This is a genomic window from Actinotalea subterranea (assembly GCF_008364845.1).
Classification (GTDB): domain Bacteria; phylum Actinomycetota; class Actinomycetes; order Actinomycetales; family Cellulomonadaceae; genus Actinotalea; species Actinotalea subterranea.
Map to the genome: position 1 here is coordinate 95,133 of NZ_VTTP01000003.1, position 18,520 is coordinate 113,652.

Here is an 18,520-nt window from a genome sequence, read left to right on the forward strand (position 1 = left end):
CGAGTTCCTCCACATCCTCGTGGGCGTCTCCCCCACAGACCGGTGCACGACGGATGCCGCGCCGGTGCGTTCTCACCCATGCAAGCGCTTACAGCGACTCTCGGCAAGCGCATCCGGCTACATCCGAGCCACAGGCGCGTAACGATTGGGTCACGACGCCGGGGCGAACCCCGGCCGTGCGGCGGTTCGCGGCGGCGGCGCCGTGGAGCTGCGCTCGAGGAGGCGCGTCGGCACCACGGTCTGGTTGGGCGTGGGCACCCCGGCGATCATGTCGAGGACGAGCCGCGCCGCCATCGCTCCCTGGTCGCTCGCTGGCTGCGCCATGGTCGTCAGCCCCACGAGCTCGCCCAGGTCGTGACCGTCGACGCCGATGACCGACACGTCCTGCGGCACCCGCAGGCCGGCGTCGCGCAGCGCGAGGATCGCACCCATCGCCATCTCGTCCGACGCCGCGAAGACGGCTGTCACGTCGGGCGCACGGAGCAGCAGCGCACGCATCGACGCCCGGCCGCCCGCGACGTCGAAGTCCCCGTGCGCCTCGAGCCGCGGGTCGACGCCGATGCCGGCCGCGACGAGCGCGTCCCGCCACCCGGCCGCCCGGTCGACGGGCGGCGACCACAGCGCGACGTCGTCGGCGGCGCCCGTGATGTGCGCGATGCGCCGGTGGCCCAGGCCGATGAGGTGCTCGGTCGCCGCACGGGCCGTCGCCCGGTCGTCGAGGCGCACCGTGACCTGGCCGAACCCGCCCCACCCGATGCACACGAGGGGGTGCCCGAGGCCCAGGAGCGACTCGACCTCCTCCTCGGCGAGCGGGAGGCCGACCACCAGGATGCCGTCGACCCGGCGCCGCAGGACGTCCGCGTCGACGCGCGCCCCGCTCGTGCGGCGACGCCCGTCGAACGTGTAGAGCAGCACGTCGAACCCGTGCGCGCGCAGCGTGCCCTCAGCGCCCTCGATGACGTTGGAGAAGAACCACCGGCTGATCCAGGGGCTGATCAGCCCGATCGTGCGGGTCCGGCCCGACGCGAGGCTCGCGGCCGAAGGCGACGCGACGTAGCCGAGCTGCGCCGCGACCGTGCGCACCCGCTCACGCGTCGTCTTGTTGACGTTGGGCAGGTCGCGCAGCGCTCGGGACACCGTCGCCGTCGAGACGCCGGCGGCGCGGGCCACGTCGTCGATACCTGCCGCCATGGGGCGGATTGTGCTCCTCCGGGGCCGTCGCGGTCCACCGGGCTCATCAGCGCTCCCACGAGTCCCACCAGGTCGCAGGCTCGCCAACGCCTGCGAGGAGCCGTTCTCCCACCGGCTCCCACGCCGTTCCCACGGCGCTCAGGCGAGCAGCGACCGCAGGACCGGGACCGCGCCGGCCTCCTCGATCGGGCCCGTGACCTCGTCGGCGACCGCGCGCACGTGCTCGGGCGCGTGCCCCATCGCGACGCCGCGCGCCGCCCACCGCAGCATGTCGACGTCGTTGCTGCCGTCGCCGATCGCGACGGTCCGTGCGGACGCCACGCCGAGCTCCCCGCGGAGCCGCTCGAGCGCGCTCGCCTTCGTCACGCCCTCCGGTGCGACGTCCATCCACGCCGTCCAGCCGATCGCGTACGTCACGTCCGCGAGGCCCGTGCGTGCGACGAGGTCGTGGAACTCCTCGCTCGTGTGCCCGGGGCTGCGGACCACGAGGCGCGTGACGTGCGCGCCGGCGAGGTCGTCGATGCCGACGATCTCGTGGCGGCCGCCCAGCTCGCCCTCCGGGAACGGCTTGTTCATGCGGAAGCCGACGCCGACCTCCTCGACGGCGAAGTACGCGTCGGGGAACTCGGCGTGCATGAGGCGCAGCGCGGGCCCGGGGTCGAACGTGACGACGTCGGTCACCTCGTACCCGTCGGCCACATCGGGGTCCAGGCGCACCGTGACCGAGCCGTTGGAGCACACCGCCCAGCCGCGGTCGATGCCGAGCTCCTGCGCGACCGGGACGGTCGCGTGCACCGAGCGGCCCGTGGACAGCACCACGTGGTGCCCGGCGTCGCGCAGCGCCTCCACGGCGGGCTGCACGCCGTCGGTCAGGACGCCCGTGTGGGTCAGGAGCGTCCCGTCGATGTCGAGCGCGACGAGCAGGGCACCCGTCACGCGCCCGCGCCCGAGGCCTGCGGCGTCAGGACCTCGAGCCCACCGAGGTAGGGCCGCAGCCCCTCGGGCACGCGCACCGACCCGTCGGCCTGCTGGTGGTTCTCGAGGATCGCGACGATCCACCGCGTGGTCCCCAGCGTCCCGTTGAGCGTCGCGACCGTCCGCGTCTCGCCCTCGACGCGCTCCCGGACGCCCAGCCGGCGTGCCTGGAACGTCGTGCAGTTCGACGTCGAGGTGAGCTCGAGGAACCGCTCCTGGCTCGGCAGCCACGCCTCGCAGTCGAACTTGCGCGCCGCGCTGGAGCCGAGGTCCCCCGCCGCCGTGTCGATGACCCGGTACGGGAGCTCGACCAGCGCGAGCATCTCCTCCTCGAGCGCGAGGAGACGCGCGTGCTCCGCCTGCGCGTCCTCGACCTTCGCGTAGCTGAACATCTCGACCTTGTGGAACTGGTGCACGCGGATGATGCCGCGCGTGTCCTTGCCGTACGAGCCCGCCTCGCGCCGGTAGCACGCCGACCAGCCCGCGTACCGGCGGGGGCCGTCGGCCAGGTCGAGGATCTCGTCCGAGTGGTAGCCCGCGAGCGCGACCTCCGAGGTCCCCACGAGGTACAGGTCGTCGGCCTCGAGCCGGTAGACCTCGTCCGCGTGCGCGCCGAGGAAGCCCGTGCCGCGCATGATCTCGGGCTTGACCAGCGTCGGCGTGATCATCGGCGTGAAGCCCGCGGCCATCGCCTTGTCCATCGCGGCCGTGAGCAGCGCGAGCTCGAGGCGGGCACCGATGCCCGTGAGGTAGTAGAAGCGCGCGCCGGAGACCTTGGCGCCCCGCTCCGTGTCGATCGCCGCGAGCATCTCGCCGAGCTCGAGGTGGTCCCGGGGGCGCAGGCCCTCGGCCGCGAAGTCGCGCGGGGTCCCGATATGGCGCAGCACGACGTAGTCGTCCTCGCCGCCCGCGGGCACGCCGTCGATGACCACGTTGCCGATCCGTGAGACGACCTCGTCGAGCTCGACGGCCGCCGCGTCGGCGTCCGCCTGGAGCGCCTTGACCTGGTCGGCGAGCGTCTTCCCGCGGGTCAGCAGCTCCGCCTTCGCGTCGCCCTTGGCCTGCGCGACCTCCTTGCCGAGCGACTTCTGCTCGGCGCGCAGCCGCTCGTAGTCGGTCAGGGCCGCGCGGCGCCGGGCGTCGAGGTCCAGCACCGCGTCGACCAGGGAGGGGTCGTCGCCCCGCAGCCGCTGGCTCGTGCGGACGACGTCGGGGGTGTCCCGCAGGACGCGCAGGTCGATCACGTGACGAGGGTATCCACTGACCGACGTGTGGACGTCGGTCAGTGCCCGTACGGTGGCGCCATGACTTGGGTCGGCTGGGTGGCCATCGTCGGTGCGCTGCTCGCTGCGGTCGCCGTCCATCTCGCGCTGCAGAACAGGCGCGCCCTGCTCGGGCACGGCATCGCGCTCAAGCCGTCGATCGGCGCGGCAGGGCAGCCGGGTACGGCGTCGGGCGCAGGGTCGGACGCCGCGCACACGCTCGTGGCGTTCGTCGCCAACCCGACCAAGCCCGGTGTGCCCGCGCTCCGCGACGCCGCCGTCCAGGCGTGCGCCGCCCGCTACCTGCCCGAGCCGCTGTGGTTCGACACCACGGAGGACGACCCGGGCATCGGGCAGACGCGCGAGGCCGTGGCGCGGGGCGCGGAGGTGGTCATCGCGATCGGCGGTGACGGCACGGTCCGCGCCGTCGCCGAGGGCCTGGCGGGCACGGGCGCGTCCATGGGCCTCATCCCGCAGGGCACGGGCAACCTCCTTGCACGGAACCTCGACCTGCCCATCAACGACGTCGACGCGCTGCTCCGCATCGCGCTGACCGGTCGCGACCGCAAGATCGACGTCGGCTGGCTCACCGTGGTGCGCGACGAGTCCGACGTCGCCGACGACATCGCGCAGGCCGACCCGCAGGCCGTGGCGCCCGAGAAGACGCCGCCGGGCACCTCGGAGCCCGCACGCGACCACATCTTCCTGGTGATCGCGGGCCTCGGGTTCGACGCCGCGATGGTCGCCGACACCGACGAGGAGCTCAAGGCGCGCGTCGGCTGGATCGCCTACTTCGTGGCGGGCGTCAAGCACCTGCACGCGCGACGCATGCGCCTCGAGCTGTCCTTCGACGGCCGGCCCTGGCGCAGCGTGCGCCTGCGCAGCGTGCTCATCGGCAACTGCGGCCGGCTGCCCGGAGGCATCACGCTGCTGCCCGACGCCGAGCTCGACGACGGCTGGCTCGACATCGGCACGATCGACACGCGCGGCGGCCTCGTCGGCTGGGCCCAGCTGCTCGGCGAGGTCGCCATGCAGCGGTTCGGCGTGATCACGGACCTGCCCAACAAGATCGGGCGCATCGACCACGCACGCGTCCGGACCATGGGGGTGCGCTCGCGCTCACCCGAGCAGGTGCAGGTCGACGGCGACACGATCGGCGAGGCGCTCGAGGTCTCCGCCCGCGTCGACGAGCGCGCGCTCACCGTGCGGGTCGACGGCGCCTGACGGCACCACGCGCCGGCCTCAGTGGCCGGTGCCCTCACGCAGCGTCTCGACCCAAGCCCGCGCCGCGTGGAAGTCGGCGTCGAACGTGCCCGGCCTGACCTCGCCCTGCGGCGCGTCGACGCGCGGGTAGGAGCCGAGGAACCGGACGTGCGGGCACACCCGGTGCAGGCCCATGAGCGCCTCCGCCATCCGCTCGTCCTCGACGTGCCCCTCCGCGTCCATCGAGAACGAGTAGCGGCCCAAGGAGTCCCCGATGGGGCGCGACTCGATGCGCGACAGGTTCACGCCGCGCGCCGAGAACTGCTCGAGCATCTCGAGCAGGGCGCCCGCCTGGTTGCTCGGCAGGTGCACCACGAGCGTCGTCTTGTCCGCGCCGGTGCGCGCCGGGACGGCACCCGGCCGCCCGACGAGGACGAACCGGGTGACCGCGCTCTCGTTGTCCGCGACGTGCTCGGCGAGCGCCTCGAGCCCGTAGTGCTCGAGGGCCGGCGGCGGCACGAGGGCCGCCTCGAACCCCAGGTTCTCGGCGGAGCCGGCGAGGAGGGCGGCGGGCGCGGTGTTCGACGTCGCCGGGACGTGGACCACGCCCGGCAGGTTCCCCGCGAGCCAGCGCCGGCACTGCGCCCAGGCGTGCGGGTGCGCCGAGATCCGCCGGATGTCCTCGATGCGCGTGCCCGGGCGTGCCGCGAGCACGAACCCGACGCGCACGAGCATCTCCCGGAGCAGGACGAGCGGGGTCCCGACGGCGAGCGTGTCGAGCACCGCCGTGACGCCGCCCTCGACCGAGTTCTCGATCGCGACGACGGCGAAGTCCGCGTCGCCCGTGCGGACGGCCTCGATGGCCGAGACGACGTCCGTCTGCGGCAGGTACGTGGCGTCCTCGGGGGCGACGACCTGACGCAGCGCGGCCTCGGTGAACGTCCCGGCGGGGCCCAGGTACGCGTACCGGTCGCCCGCTCGTGGCGTGCCCGCCGCACCGTCCGTGGGAACGACGTCGGCCGTCATGTGCGCTCCTCTCAGGCGGGAGGTGCAGGTCCTGTGGGGATCGCACGGGCCCGCCGCTCGCTCGCCGCCGCCCGAGCGTAGTGCGCCCTAGGCTGGTCGCGTGCCCCGATCCCGCCGTACCGCGCCCCTGCGCACCCTGGTGACGGCGCTCGGCATCGGCGCCCTGCTCGCGGCCTCGGCGACGGCGGCAGGTGCCGGCGCAGGCACGGTCGGGGGCGCGGGGCAGGCGTCCGTGCCCGCGGCCGACGCGTCAGCGACCGACCCCGCCGTCGTGCTCATCGGCGTGACCGGGCTGCGGTGGGACGACGTGCACACGTTGTCGACGCCCGCCCTGTGGGACGTGTCCCGCCGCGCGTCCATCGGGACCGTCGCCGCGCGCAGCATCCGCTCCTCGGCGTGCCCCGCCGACGGGTGGCTCGCGCTGTCCGCCGGGGCTCGGGCTGGCGACCTGCCGGGAGCCGCCTACGGAGAGTGCCGCACCCTGACCAACCCCACGGAGGACGGCCGGGTGCGCGGGTGGGCCGACTTCGTCCAGTCCGCCGAGGAGGAGAGCTACGACCCGGTGCTGGGCCTGCTCGGCTCGACCCTCACCGACGCGGGGGTCGCCGCGACGGCGATCGGCCCGGGCGCCGCCATCGCGCTCGCCGGGCCCGACGGGGTGCTGACGGTCCCCTACGAGGCCCGCTCCGTCGAGCCGTCAGGGGTGCGCCGCTCCGTCGAGCAGGCCCTCGAGACGTCCGACCTCGTCGTCGTCGACGCGGGCTCGGTGCGGGACACCGGGCGCGCGACCGTGGGGCGTGCCGACCCCACGGAACCCGTCCCGACCCCGGACGGCACACCCGGGACGGGCGAGGCGCCCGCGCAGCCGGAGCCGGCACCGACCGGTGAGGAGCCCGCCGGCCCCGAGGTCATCATGGAGCCGACCCGGACCGAGCAGGTCAAGCCCCTCGACGCGCGGATCGGCGCCGTCCTCGAGGCGGTCGAGGACAGCGACCGCGAGGTCACGGTCCTGCTCGTCTCGCTCGCGGACTCGGGGACGCGCGCACGCATGCAGCTCGCGGCGGCGCTCGGCCCCGTGCCCGGCGGCGACGAGGCCTACGGCGCGACGCTCCTGGGTTCCCGCTCGACCCGCCAGCCCGGCATGCTCCAGGCCACCGACGTCACGCCCACGGTGCTCGCCGCGCTCGGCCTCACCGACCAGGCGCCCGCGGGCGCGCTCGTCGGCGCACCCGTGACACCCGTCGGCGGCGCGAGCGACGCCAACGCGCGCCTGACGGCCGTGCTCGACATCGACCAGCACTCGGCCGCGGTCCGGCCCATCACGCCGACGTTCTACACGCTGCTCATCTCGATCAACCTCGTGCTGTACCTCCTGGTCAGCCTGGGGCTCAACGGCCGGTTCCTCACCGCCGTCGGGCGCCTCGCGGGACGGTGGACGCCCGGGCGCCTCGGGCGGTGGGCCAGCACGCTCACCAACCACCCGACCGCCGCGCTGCGCACCCTGCGGGCGGCGGGCGTCGTCGTCGGATCGCTGCCCGTCGCGAGCGTCCTCGCGAACCTCGCGCCCTGGTGGCGCGCCCCCTCACCGGGCTGGGCGATCACCGGGCTGATCGCCGGCTGGATCGCCGTGATCTCGACGCTCGCGCTCGCCCCGCGGTGGCGCCACCCGCTCCTCGCCCCCATGGCTGTCGTGGCCGGAGCGACGGCCCTCGTCATCGCGGTCGACGTCGCCACCGGTGCGACGCTCCAGATCTCCGCGCCGATGGGCGTCCAGCCGGTCGTCGCCGGCCGGTTCTACGGGTTCAACAACACGGCGTTCTCGCTCTTCGCCGCCGCGACCCTCATGACGGCGGTCGCCGTCGCGGACCCCCTCGTGCGTGCCGGACGCCGTCGGCTCGCTGCGGGTCTCGTCGCCCTCATCGGTGTCGTCGCGACGGTGCTCGACGGCATGCCCGGGCTCGGCAGCGACTTCGGTGGGCCGCCCGCGCTCGTCCCGGGCTTCGCGGTGCTCGCGCTCCTCGCCGCCGGGATCCGCCTCTCCTGGGTGCGCCTCGTGGGCGTGCTCGGCGCCGGCGGCCTCGTGGTGACCGGGTTCGCCGTGCTCGACTGGCTGCGGCCGGCCGAGGACCGCACGCACCTCGGCCGCTTCGTCGACACGGTGCTCGACGGGGGCCTGGGTGCCGTCGTCGGCCGCAAGCTCGCGCAGAACCTCGCGAACCTCGGCGGGACGTGGCTGACCCTGCTCGCCCTCGCGGGCATCGCCCTGGTCGCGCTCGTCCTCGCGCGACCCTTGCGCTGGGCGGCGACCGCGTCCGACGGCGGGGCCTTCGCGTGGCTGTCCTCAGGTGCACCCCTGACGAGCCTCGGCTCGGAGGCACCCATGCTGCGGCCCGGCATCGTGGCGCTCTCGGTGACGCTGGGCATCGGCTTCGCGGTCAACGACTCCGGGATCGTCATCCCCGCGCTCGGCATCTCGCTCGCCGTGCCGCTGCTCGTCACCGTGTGCGCGGCATGGCTGCTGCGGCTGCGCGAGACGCTCCAGCCGGACGGTGCCACGGACGCCCGGGCGTCGCGGGCCTGAGTCAGGGGGCGAGGTCAAGGATCGAGACCACGTTCACCCCGTCGGGGCGGCGGTACGACGGGCCCGTGGCTGTGACCACGGCGAGGGCGACCGGCGGCGTCCTCATGGTCTTGGCGATCCGCAGCAGCGCGGCGGAGGCCATGTCCACGACCTCCGGCCGTGCAGAGAGCTTCACCTCGATGCCGAGCCACTGGTCGTCCCGGACCACTACCGCGTCGATCTCGGCGCCCGACCCGTCCTGATACGCGCGAACCGTGGCGCCCGCCGCCTGCGCATGGACCACGAGGTCGCGGAAGACCAGGCTCTCGAACTGCTGACCGAAGGCCTCCGGATCGGCGACCAGAGCCCGCGGCGTCGCCCCGAGCGCGGCGACCGCGAGAGACGGGTCGACCAGGTGCCGCTTCGGGGCCTTGCGGACCTGGGCGCTCGAGCGCAGGTGCTGTCCCCATGCGGGTTGCTCGACGGCGATCCACAGCCTGCACAGGGCGTCCAGGTACGACGCGAGCGTCCGCGGCGCGAGAGTCTCCCCACGACCATTCACATCGGCCTGCAGGGTCTTGTCCGTCACGTACGTGCCGTTGCTGCACGCCAGGGCATAGATCAGCGCAGACACCTTGCGGGGATCGCGTCGGACCCCGTCCACCGTGACGATGTCCGCGCCGGCAATGGTCGCCAGGTAGTCGCGGTTCGCGTTGAGCGCGTCCCCCAGCTCACGGTTGAGGTTCCCGGGCCAGCCACCACGGCACAGAAGCTCGGCGATGTCCGAGATCCCGGCCTCGGACGCGGAGCTCGACGGCTGCTCGCCGTCGAGCAGGCCGGCGAGCGACACCGCACCGGTGCCGTGCCCAGCCTCGTGCAGTGTCATGGGCGACATCCGCACCCTGGCGACACGGCCTGCGCCGGTGTGGCGCGTGACGTCATCGGCAGGGGTCGCCGAGCCGGTGAGGATGAACTGGCCATCAGCCTGGCGCTCGTCGACCTGGTACCGGACCGCGTTCCACACGCCGGGGACGAGCTGCCACTCGTCGATCAGGCGTGGCGTCGCTCCGTCGAGCAGGGTGTTCGGATCAGCCTCGCCGGCCGCACGGATCTGCGGCGAGGCGTCCAGGCGAACGATCGATCCGGCTTGCCGACGCGCGGTCGAGGTCTTGCCGCACGCCTTCGGCCCCTCGATGAGTACAGCGCCGGCGGAGCGGAGGCCGCGCGCGAGCTGGTCGTCGACGAGCCGCGGGCGGTAGTCAGCCATGACACTCCACTGCCGATGTTAGTTGCACTTGGGTGCCAATAATATACGCCATTGAGATGGCCTCCGGCCACAGGGTCGGGGTCACCCGTCCGCACGCGCCGGTCAGCGGGTCGGCGTCGCCTTGCGACCGAGCCGGCCGCGGACACCGCGCGCGACACCACGGACCTTGCGCGCGTTGACCGCGAGGAGCACGTCGCGGTATTGCGCCGCCCGGTGCATCTGCCCGCGCAGGTCGGTGCCCGAGGCGCGGTGCCGCAGGTCGCACGGGACCTCGACGGGCACGAACCCCTTGCTCACGAGGTCGATCGTCATGCCGGTCTCCACGCCCCAGCCGCGCGCGAGTGGCGTCGCCGCCTCGAACGCCTCACGCGTCAGGCACCGCATGCCCGACAGCGGCTGCGTGGGCGTCCACCCGGTCAGCGACTGGATGGACCGCCGCGCGAGCCCGACGACGATGCCGCGCCCGCCCGCGCCCGGCTGCGGCGGCAGGAGCGCGATCGACAGGTCGGCCGAGCCCTCGAGGACGGGGGGCACGAGGGGTGCGGCGTTGACCGCGGACTCCGCGAGGTCGCCGTCGAGGAACAGCAGCAGGCGCGGGGGCCGGTCCTCGGTGTCGCGCATCGCGACGACGGCCGCGCCGGTCTCCATCGCGGCCGCCTTGCCGCGGTTGTGGGAGTGCCGCACGACGACGGCGCCGGCCTCCCGGGCGACGTGCTGCGTCGCGTCCTCGCTCCCGTCGTCGACCACCAGGACGAGGTCGACGTGCGGGATCGCGCGGGCCGCGCGGACCGTCGCGGCGATGCGCCGGGACTCGTCCTTCGCGGGGATCACGACGGCGACGCGCTGCTTCGGCGCGGCACCGGGGCCCTTCGCATCGCCTGGGGTTCGACGTCCGCGAGTGGTGGCCACGGGACCAGCCTAACGACGTTCGGGCGCCCTGCCACAGCCGGGCCAGGAGAAGGTCAAGGGCGGGTCATCCGCGGGGCGACGACGGGCCGCCCGGCCGCCACGGCCGGGACCTGTCCCGGCTCGCCGCCGGCGCCGGGTCGCCCGCGGTCAGCGCAGCGTGAGCTGCCGCGCGACGAGCCCGGCCCGCGCACGGCGCTCGTTCGCGTCGAGGGGCGTGTCCACCGCGAGCGCCGCCTCGAGCCGCTCCCCGAGCACCGCGACGGGCGCCTCGAGGGCGTCGGCCTCGGTCCCGGGTGCGAGGTCCCAGACGGGCACGAGGATCCCGCACGAGCGGAACGCGCCGATGAACTTGCCCAGGTCGCCCTGGTCGCCGAGGCCGGACTCGCGGCGGGCGTGGAGCCGCGCGAGGGCGTCGAGGAACTTCTGCTCGTCGTGCGGGACGGCCCAGCGCAGGTACTCGCGCTCGCCCATGCGGGCCCAGTACGCACCCTCGACGCCGGTGAGGCGGTGGGTGGGCACGATCGTCTCGTTCATGCGCTCGAGCGAGGCCTGGACGTCAGGCGTGAGGTCGACGCCGGCCGCGGTCCAGTAGTCGAAACCCTCGTGGACGGTCACCTCGAAGGGGACCGTGAGGTCGAGCACGTCCTGCAGGCGCGGGCCCGGCTCGGGCAGCGGCGCCGACGTGATGGGTGTGCCGGCGGGCAGCTCGAGCGCCTGGAGCAGGAGCGCCGCGAGGTCGCGCGACGCGTCCCCCGAGCCGGCGTGCTGCTGCAGGGCCAGGAAGATCGCGCCGTCGCCGCGGTGCAGGGCGGGCCACGCCATCGGCAGGACCGTCGTGACGACGACGTCGCGCGAGCCGTGCTCCGCGGTGGTGCGCGCGGTGGCGGTCGCCGCGGGGACGACCTCACGCATCGCGACCCAGTCGGGCTCGCCCGGGAGCCCCTCGAACGGACGCAGCACGAACTCGACAGACGGTCTCCTGGCCATGGGCAGCGAGACTACCGGTACCCGCCGGGCGTCACCCGTGCGGCGGAGCACCACCTGGTGCGAGGATCGGCCCATGCATGAGCGCGCCGGAACCCCCGCCCTGCCCGAGGACCTCATCGACGTGGACGCCGTGCTCGGCGCCTACTACGACATCACGCCCGACGTGAACGACCCGGCCCAGCAGGTCGTCTTCGGCACCTCAGGGCACCGCGGCTCGAGCCTCGACGGCGCGTTCAACGAGGCGCACATCATCGCGATCACGAGCGCGATCATCGAGTACCGGCGCGGCCAGGGCACCGACGGCCCGCTGTTCATCGGGCGTGACACGCACGCGCTGTCGAAGCCCGCGTGGCAGACCGCGCTCGAGGTGCTCGCCGCCGCCGGCGTCGAGGTCCACGTCGACGCCCGCAACGGCTACACGCCGACGCCCGCCGTGTCGCACGCGATCCTGCTGCACAACGGCGCGGGGACGGCCGAGGGGGTCCGGACGGGCGGGTCGGGCACCAGCAGCTCGGGCCTCGCGGACGGCATCGTCGTGACCCCGTCGCACAACCCGCCGCGTGACGGGGGCTTCAAGTACAACCCCCCGCACGGCGGGCCCGCGGATTCGGAGGCGACCGGCTGGATCGCGCGTCGCGCCAACGACCTGCTGCGCAGCGGCCTTGCGGGCGTGCGCCGCGTGAACCTCGACCAGGCCCTGGCGGCGTCGACGACGCGCCGCCACGACTTCATGTCCGCGTACGTCGCGGACCTCCCGAACGTGCTCGACCTCGAGCTGGTCCGGGCCAGCGGCGTGCGCATCGGCGCCGACCCGCTGGGCGGCGCGTCCGTCGACTACTGGGGCGAGATCGCGGAGCGGCACGGCCTGGACCTGACGGTCGTGAACCCGCACGTCGACCCCCGCTGGGCGTTCATGACGCTCGACTGGGACGGCAAGATCCGCATGGACTGCTCGTCGCCGTCGGCCATGGCCTCCCTGGTGCGTGCGATGTCGGTGCGCGACGCCGACGGCGGCACGCCGTTCGACATCGCGACGGGCAACGACGCCGACGCGGACCGGCACGGCATCGTCACGCCCGACGCCGGGCTGATGAACCCCAACCACTACCTCGCGGTCGCCATCAGCTACCTGTACGGCGGCGCCCGGCCGGGCTGGCCCCAGGATGCCGCGATCGGCAAGACGCTCGTGTCCTCCGCGCTCATCGACCGGGTCGCTGCGCGCCTCGACCGTCGTCTCCTCGAGGTCCCCGTGGGCTTCAAGTGGTTCGTCCCCGGCCTGCTCGACGGCTCGGTCGGTTTCGGCGGCGAGGAGTCCGCCGGCGCGTCCTTCCTGCGCCACGACGGCAGCGTCTGGACCACCGACAAGGACGGGATCCTCCTGGCGCTGCTCGGCGCCGAGATCACGGCCCGCACGGGGTCGTCCCCGTCCCAGCTGCACGCGCGGCTGGTCGAGCAGCACGGCGAGTCCTGGTACGCCCGCGTCGACGCCCCGGCGACCCGTGAGCAGAAGGCCGCGCTCGGCTCGCTGCGGCCCGAGCAGGTCACGGCCTTGACGCTCGCGGGCGAGGAGATCACGGCGCGCCTCGTGGAGGCGCCCGGGAACGGTGCGGCCATCGGCGGCCTCAAGGTCACGACGCCGCACGCCTGGTTCGCCGCGCGCCCGTCGGGCACCGAGGACGTCTACAAGGTCTACGCCGAGTCCTTCGTGTCCGCCGAGCACCTCACGCAGGTGCAGCAGGCCGCGCAGGAGCTCGTCACGCAGACGCTCGCCGGCTGACGGCCTGACGGGCCGACGGGCTGCCGTCGCGCGCTCAGGCGAAGGTGACAGCCGTCGGGCACAGGGAGCGACGTCGGGCGCCGCGCGCGCTCAGGCGCGGGCCGACGCGTGCAGGCGCTCCCAGAACTCGGCCTCCGGGACCGGCCGGCACCACAGGTAGCCCTGGCCCGTCGTGCACCCGAGCAGGCGCAGCGCCTGGGCCTGCTCCGCGGTCTCGACGCCCTCGGCGACGAGCGCCAGGCCGAGGGAGTCGCTCAGCCGCACGAGGGTCGTCACCACGGCCTGGCTGCGCACGTCGTCGAGCATCGCCGCGACGAAGCGCCGGTCGATCTTGATCATCGAGATGGGCAGGTCGATCACGCGGGTCAGGGGGCTGTAGCCCGTGCCGTAGTCGTCCGCGGCGAGGCCGATGCCCAGGTCACGCAGCGAGGCGAGGTCGGCGAGCAGGCGGTCGCTCACGGTGTCCAGGTGGGTCTCCGTGAACTCGAGCACGAGCCGGCCGGGTTCGAGGCCCGTCGCCTCGAGCACGGCGCGGACGTCGTCGACGAACCCGGCGACCTCGAGCTGGCGGGCCGAGACGTTGACGTGGATGGCGGGCGCCTCCTGGCCGCGCAGCTCCGGCCACGTCGCCGCGATCTCGCACGAGCGGCGCAGCACCCAGGCGCCGATCTGCGGCATGAGGCCCGACGACTCGGCGACGTCGAGCCACTCGCCGGGCGCGAGGAGGCCCCGCTCCGGGTGCCACCACCGCACGAGCGCCTCGGCGGCGACGGTGCGGCCGTCCCGCAGGTCCGTGACGGGCTGGAGGAACATCTCGAGCTCGCCCCGCTCGACGGCCGTCCGGAGCTCCTGCTCGAGCCGGGCGGAGCGGACGGCGCTGGCCCGGTGCTCGTCGGAGAAGACGACCGCCCGCCGCTTGCCCTCGGCCTTGGCCGCGTACATCGCGGCGTCGGCGTCCCGCAGGAGGTCGTCCGCCGTCGTGCCGTGCGTGCCCCAGGCGATGCCGATCGAGGCGCCGAGCGCGAAGGCCTGGTCGGCGACGACCACGGGCTCGCGGAAGACCCCCAGCACCTCCTCGGCGAGCGCGCGGGCCTCGAGGGTGTCGCCCGCGCGTGGTCGCAGCACCACGAACTCGTCCCCGCCGAGGCGTGCGGCGACGTCGCCCGGTCGCAGCACGGCACGCAGGCGTGACGCGACCTCGACGAGCGCCTCGTCCCCGCTCGTGTGCCCCGCGGAGTCGTTGACGAGCTTGAAGTCGTCCAGGTCGCAGAACAGGAGCGCGACGCCGGGCGCGGCCGGTGGCGGACCACCGTCGCCGCGGTCCTGGCCCTCGTCGTGCGGCCCGTCGTGCGTCCCGCCGACAGGCCCCGGCGTCGGCAGGGCGGCGATCGCGGCGTCGATCCTCTGCTGGAGCAGCACCCGGTTGCCGAGGCCCGTGAGGCTGTCCCGCAGCGCCTGCGCGCGCAGGCGATCCTCGGCCTCGCGGCGGCCCGTGACGTCGACGACCTGCGCGACGAAGAGCCCGTCGCCCGCCTGCGCGGACAGCGGGGACAGCGCCACCTCGACCCAGCGCCGGCCGAGCGCCGACGTGAGGGAGACCTCCCCGTGCCAGCCCGCGAGGTCGCCGTCGACCATCGCGCGGGCCGCCTCGAGGAGCTCCGGCCGGTGCTCCTCGTCGACGGCGTCCGTCCAGGAGGACCCGACGAGCTCGTCGTGCCCGCCGCCCAGGAGGCGCGCAGCGATGTCGTTGAGCTCCACCACGTCGAGGCCACGCTCCTCGCGGCCGCCCGAGCCGGGGTCGCCGGGCCGGGCAGGCTCGGACCGGCGCAGCAGGACCATCCCGAGGAGGGCGTCGCTGAAGCCGCGCCGGAACAGCCGCTCGCTCGCGGCGACCCGCTCCAGCGCGGCCCGGCGCTGACCGACCGAGACCGCGAGCGGCAGCGTGATGACGGCGAGCACCACGACGTACGTCTGGACGAGCGACGCCGCGAGCGTCGACTCGCCCTCGAAGCCGGCGGCGAACGGACCGCCGCCCAGCCGTGTGAGGACGTTGATGAGCAGCGCCGCGAGGAACAGCTGCACGCTCACGGTGCGCACGCTGAGCCGCAGCGCTCCCCACACGAGGAGCGCCGGTGGCAGGAAGCTCAGGGGCAGGGACTGCCCGGGCATGAACACAAGGCCGACGGCGGCGAGCAGGCAGCACCACTGCGCGGTGACCTCGAGCCGTCTCCCGACGTCGGCGCCACGCGGCATGGCCGCCCCCCGCAGGCCCAGCGGCACCAGGACGAGCACCGCCGCGCCGTGGCTCGAGATGACGGTGCGCGCCGTGATCCACGGGTCGCCCGTGGCGGTGAGCAGCGTGGTGAGCCCCGCGCCCAGCCCCATGACGAGCGCACCGACGACCGTCGCGCCGACGAGCAGCGTGACGTCCTCGAGGGACTGCAGCCGGGGCGCGGACCGGCCGCGCCGCAGCAGGTGGGCGACGACCACGGCCTCGCTGGCGTTGGACAGCGACAGCCCTGCGGCGAGCGGCCAGGTGCGCCCGACGACGAGGTTGGCGGCGAGGCTCGCGAGGACGACGGCGCCGACGACGGCCACGCGGCGGTCCCGCGGCGCCCACAGCAGCGCGATGATCGAGAGCCCTGCCGCCGGCCACCACGTCGCGAGGTGGTGGTCCTGCGGTGCGAGCGCCACGGCGAGGAAGGCCAGGCAGAAGAGGGCCACGACGAGCACGAGGAGGCCGGGCACGCTGTAGACGAGACGGGGCCAGGCCCGGCGGCGTCGCCGTGCCCTCGCCCGGTCCGCGGCCGGCGTCCCCGTGCCCTCCGCGATGCTCAGCGCCATGCTGCGCCTCCCTCCGCGCCCCGCTGACGACGCTCGGCCGGCGCACGCGACTGCGGCGATCCTCGCACGGCCCCTCGCGGGTGCGCAGTCCGGCAGGGCCGTGCGGGTGACGCCGCCCCGTGGACCTCACCCGCAGCCCGTCGGTCCGCCGATGACGACGGCCTCGGCGGCCGGGGCGCCGGCCGTCACGACGCCGGGCGTGTCACCGCCTGCTGCGATGATGAGGCCATGCTCCAGCCGTACCGCGAGGTCCTGTCACGCCCCGGTGCGCTCGCGTTCTCCTCCGCAGGCGTCCTCGCACGCCTGCCCATGTCGATGGTCGGCATCGGCATCGTCCTGATGGTCTCCGAGATCTACGGCTCGTACGGCCTCGCGGGGCGGGTCGCTGCCGTCGAGGTCGTGGCGCACGCCATCTGCTCCCCGCTGCTGGCCCGGCTCGTCGACCGCTACGGCCAGGCCCGGATCATGCGCCCTGCGCTCGCGGTCACCGTCCTCGGGCTCGCCGCACTGGTCGCCATCGCGCTGCTGCGCGCGTCGCCCTGGTTCCTCTACGCGGCGGCCGCCGTCTCGGGCGCGAGCATCGGGTCGGTCGGCGCCCTGATCCGCGCCCGGTGGTCCCACCTGCTGCGGGACCCACGGGACGTCCACACGGCCTACTCGCTCGAGTCGGCCCTCGACGAGCTCGTCTTCATCATCGGACCCGTCCTCGCGACGCTCCTCGCGACCGGGGTCCAGCCCGTGGCGGGCCTCGTCGTGCCCCTCGTCGCCGTCGTCGTCGGCGGCCTCCTGCTCTACGGGCAGCGCGCGACCGAGCCGCCACCCGTGCAGCGCAACCCGGACGTGCGCCACACGCACGTGATGCGCTCGGGCGGCATGATCGTGCTCGCCGTCGTCTTCATCGCCATGGGCTCGATCTTCGGCGCGACGGACGTCGCGACGGTCGCGTTCGCGGAGGAGGAGGGCAGCAAGGGCTCGGCGGGCGTGATCCTCGCCGTGTTCGCGGCCGGGTCCATGATCTCGGGCCTCATCTACGGCGCCCACCACTGGGCGAGCCCCCTGTGGCGCCGCTTCGCGATCGGGATGGTCGCGCTCGCCCTCGGCGTGAGCCTGTTCTTCTTCGTCACGAGCCTGCCGGTGCTGGCCGCCGTCATGTTCGTCGCGGGGTTCGCCATCGCACCGACCCTCGTCAACGGCAACGGCCTGGTGCAGGAGCTCGTCCCGCGGGCGCAGCTGACGGAGGGCCTCACCTGGGTCGGCACCTCGCTGGGCATCGGCGTCTCGGTGGGGTCCTCGGTCGCCGGCGCGCTCATCGACAGGAGCGGGTCGCACAGCGGGTTCGTCGTGGTCGTCGTGAGCGCAGGCTTCGCGGTGCTCGCGGTCCTGGCCTCCCTGCGGACCCTGCGCGCGGGCCCCAGGGAGTCCGGGACGGTCCTGCTCCGCGAGCCGACCACCGACCCCATGGGCGACCCCGCGTGACGCCCTCGACCCGGCGCCCGCTCACGCGGACCGAGCTGAGCGCCGTGCTGGCGCCCCTGGGCGGCGTCGTCGCCGACCGGGTCCTCACTGGCGGCCTGTTCGCGTCCGTCCAGGCGGCCGAGCTGACGGACGGCCGCACCGTCGTCGTGAAGACCGGGACGCCCGACGACGCCGCGACCCAGTGCCTGCTCACGTACGAGCGGGACCTGCTGCGCGGCGAGGCGTTCATGCTCGGCCACGCCGGCCGCGCACCAGGCGTCCCGTCCCCCGCCGTCCTGCTCCTGGACCTCGACCGGGCCGTCGTTGACGTCGACGTGCTGGTCGTCGAGCACCTCCCCGGCGTCGCGTGGGAAGGCGTGCGTGCGGAGCTCGACCCGAGCGTCGACGCGCGGCTCGGGCAGGGCGTCGGCCGCGTGCTCGCCGCCCTCCACGCCGTGCCGCTCGCCGACGACGGCGCCGTCGGCCCCGCACGCTTCGGCTACCCCGCCGACGGCTTCGCCCTCGGGGCCGGGACGTGGCCCGAGGCCGTCGCACTCCTTGTCGACGCCGTGCTGCGCGACGCCGACCGCTGGGGCGTCGACGTCCAGGCCGGCGCCGTGCTCCGCGCAGTCGGGCGCGCCGGCGAGGCGCTCGCCGAGGTCGTCGCGCCGCGCCTGGTCCACATGGACATGTGGCCGGGCAACGTGCTCGTCGACGCCGCCCGGGGCACGGTGACCGGGGTGGTCGACTTCGAACGCGGCCTGTTCGCGGACCCGCTCATGGACCTCGTGGGGGCCGAACCCCTCAACGTCGGTGCGCCGTCACCGACCCTGCTCGCCGGGTACCGCTCCGGCGGCGGCACGCTCCCGCTCGACCCGGCCGCGGGCACGGTCAGCGGCCTCACGGCGGCCGCCGACGTCCGCCTCGCCCTCTACCGCCTCTACCTCAACCTGATCATGACGGTCGAGACGGTTCCCCGGGCGTACGACGGCGCCTGGGTCGGCCCGTACCTCACCTCGCTCGCGCAGGGCCGCGCCACGCTCCTCGCACACCTCGGCTGAGCC

Annotated in this window: 13 protein-coding genes; 5 read left to right on the top strand and 8 right to left on the bottom strand. The window is 74.6% G+C overall.

Going from position 1 to position 18,520, the window contains the following annotated elements:
* Positions 1 to 150: 150 nt before the first annotated feature.
* The 3 genes from FZ988_RS06345 to serS all read right to left on the bottom strand — a co-directional run bounded on the left by FZ988_RS06345 (position 151) and on the right by serS (position 3,410).
* The gene (locus FZ988_RS06345; protein ID WP_149203182.1) at positions 151 to 1,191 is read right to left on the bottom strand and encodes a LacI family DNA-binding transcriptional regulator; all 1,041 of its coding nucleotides are present in this window, start codon (positions 1,189 to 1,191) and stop codon (positions 151 to 153) included.
* A 138-nt stretch (positions 1,192 to 1,329) separates the two neighbouring features.
* Complete coding sequence (locus FZ988_RS06350; protein WP_149203183.1) at positions 1,330 to 2,127, bottom strand: HAD family hydrolase; 798 nt, start codon at positions 2,125 to 2,127, stop codon at positions 1,330 to 1,332.
* Positions 2,124 to 3,410, bottom strand: a complete 1,287-nt coding sequence (gene serS / locus FZ988_RS06355; protein WP_149203184.1) for a serine--tRNA ligase — start codon at positions 3,408 to 3,410, stop codon at positions 2,124 to 2,126. The genes FZ988_RS06350 and serS overlap by 4 nt, the downstream gene beginning before the upstream one ends.
* Positions 3,411 to 3,470: 60 nt before the next feature.
* Between serS and FZ988_RS06360 the strand changes: the two genes are divergently transcribed.
* On the top strand, positions 3,471 to 4,652 hold the full coding sequence (locus FZ988_RS06360) for a diacylglycerol/lipid kinase family protein (RefSeq protein ID WP_149203185.1): 1,182 nt from the start codon (positions 3,471 to 3,473) through the stop codon (positions 4,650 to 4,652).
* Between the two features lie 18 nt (positions 4,653 to 4,670).
* Here the strand turns inward: FZ988_RS06360 and pheA are convergent, their stop codons facing one another.
* Positions 4,671 to 5,657 (bottom strand): prephenate dehydratase, encoded by a 987-nt coding sequence (gene pheA / locus FZ988_RS06365; RefSeq protein WP_149203186.1) that lies wholly within the window; start codon positions 5,655 to 5,657, stop codon positions 4,671 to 4,673.
* A 100-nt stretch (positions 5,658 to 5,757) separates the two neighbouring features.
* On the opposite strand from pheA, the gene FZ988_RS06370 reads away from it, so the two are divergent.
* Positions 5,758 to 8,238, top strand: coding sequence for a hypothetical protein (locus tag FZ988_RS06370; protein ID WP_149203187.1), 2,481 nt, complete (start codon positions 5,758 to 5,760; stop codon positions 8,236 to 8,238).
* Between the two features lies 1 nt (position 8,239).
* On the opposite strand, the gene FZ988_RS06375 is transcribed toward FZ988_RS06370, so the two are convergent.
* The 3 genes from FZ988_RS06375 to FZ988_RS06385 all read right to left on the bottom strand — a co-directional run bounded on the left by FZ988_RS06375 (position 8,240) and on the right by FZ988_RS06385 (position 11,380).
* Positions 8,240 to 9,484: an ATP-binding protein gene (locus FZ988_RS06375; RefSeq protein WP_149203188.1), complete on the bottom strand. Its 1,245-nt coding sequence runs from the start codon at positions 9,482 to 9,484 to the stop codon at positions 8,240 to 8,242.
* Positions 9,485 to 9,586: 102 nt separating this feature from the next.
* Entirely contained in the window at positions 9,587 to 10,393 is an 807-nt protein-coding gene (locus FZ988_RS06380; RefSeq protein WP_149203189.1) for a glycosyltransferase family 2 protein, read from the bottom strand.
* Positions 10,394 to 10,540: 147 nt separating this feature from the next.
* Entirely contained in the window at positions 10,541 to 11,380 is an 840-nt protein-coding gene (locus FZ988_RS06385; RefSeq protein WP_149203190.1) for a DUF5926 family protein, read from the bottom strand.
* A 73-nt stretch (positions 11,381 to 11,453) separates the two neighbouring features.
* Here FZ988_RS06385 and pgm point away from each other — a divergent pair, with 73 nt between their 5' ends.
* Positions 11,454 to 13,157: a phosphoglucomutase (alpha-D-glucose-1,6-bisphosphate-dependent) gene (gene pgm, locus FZ988_RS06390; RefSeq protein ID WP_149203191.1), complete on the top strand. Its 1,704-nt coding sequence runs from the start codon at positions 11,454 to 11,456 to the stop codon at positions 13,155 to 13,157.
* Between the two features lie 90 nt (positions 13,158 to 13,247).
* Here pgm and FZ988_RS06395 read toward each other — a convergent pair whose 3' ends face one another.
* Positions 13,248 to 16,001, bottom strand: a complete 2,754-nt coding sequence (locus tag FZ988_RS06395) for a bifunctional diguanylate cyclase/phosphodiesterase (protein WP_149203192.1) — start codon at positions 15,999 to 16,001, stop codon at positions 13,248 to 13,250.
* Between the two features lie 228 nt (positions 16,002 to 16,229).
* Here FZ988_RS06395 and FZ988_RS06400 point away from each other — a divergent pair, with 228 nt between their 5' ends.
* Positions 16,230 to 17,477 carry an MFS transporter gene (locus tag FZ988_RS06400; protein WP_149203193.1) on the top strand — a complete coding sequence of 416 codons (1,248 nt, stop codon included), beginning with the start codon at positions 16,230 to 16,232 and terminating at the stop codon, positions 17,475 to 17,477.
* The gene (locus FZ988_RS06405) at positions 17,474 to 18,517 is read left to right on the top strand and encodes a phosphotransferase family protein (RefSeq protein ID WP_149203194.1); all 1,044 of its coding nucleotides are present in this window, start codon (positions 17,474 to 17,476) and stop codon (positions 18,515 to 18,517) included. Before FZ988_RS06400 ends, FZ988_RS06405 begins: the two co-directional genes overlap by 4 nt.
* Positions 18,518 to 18,520 lie beyond the last annotated feature (3 nt).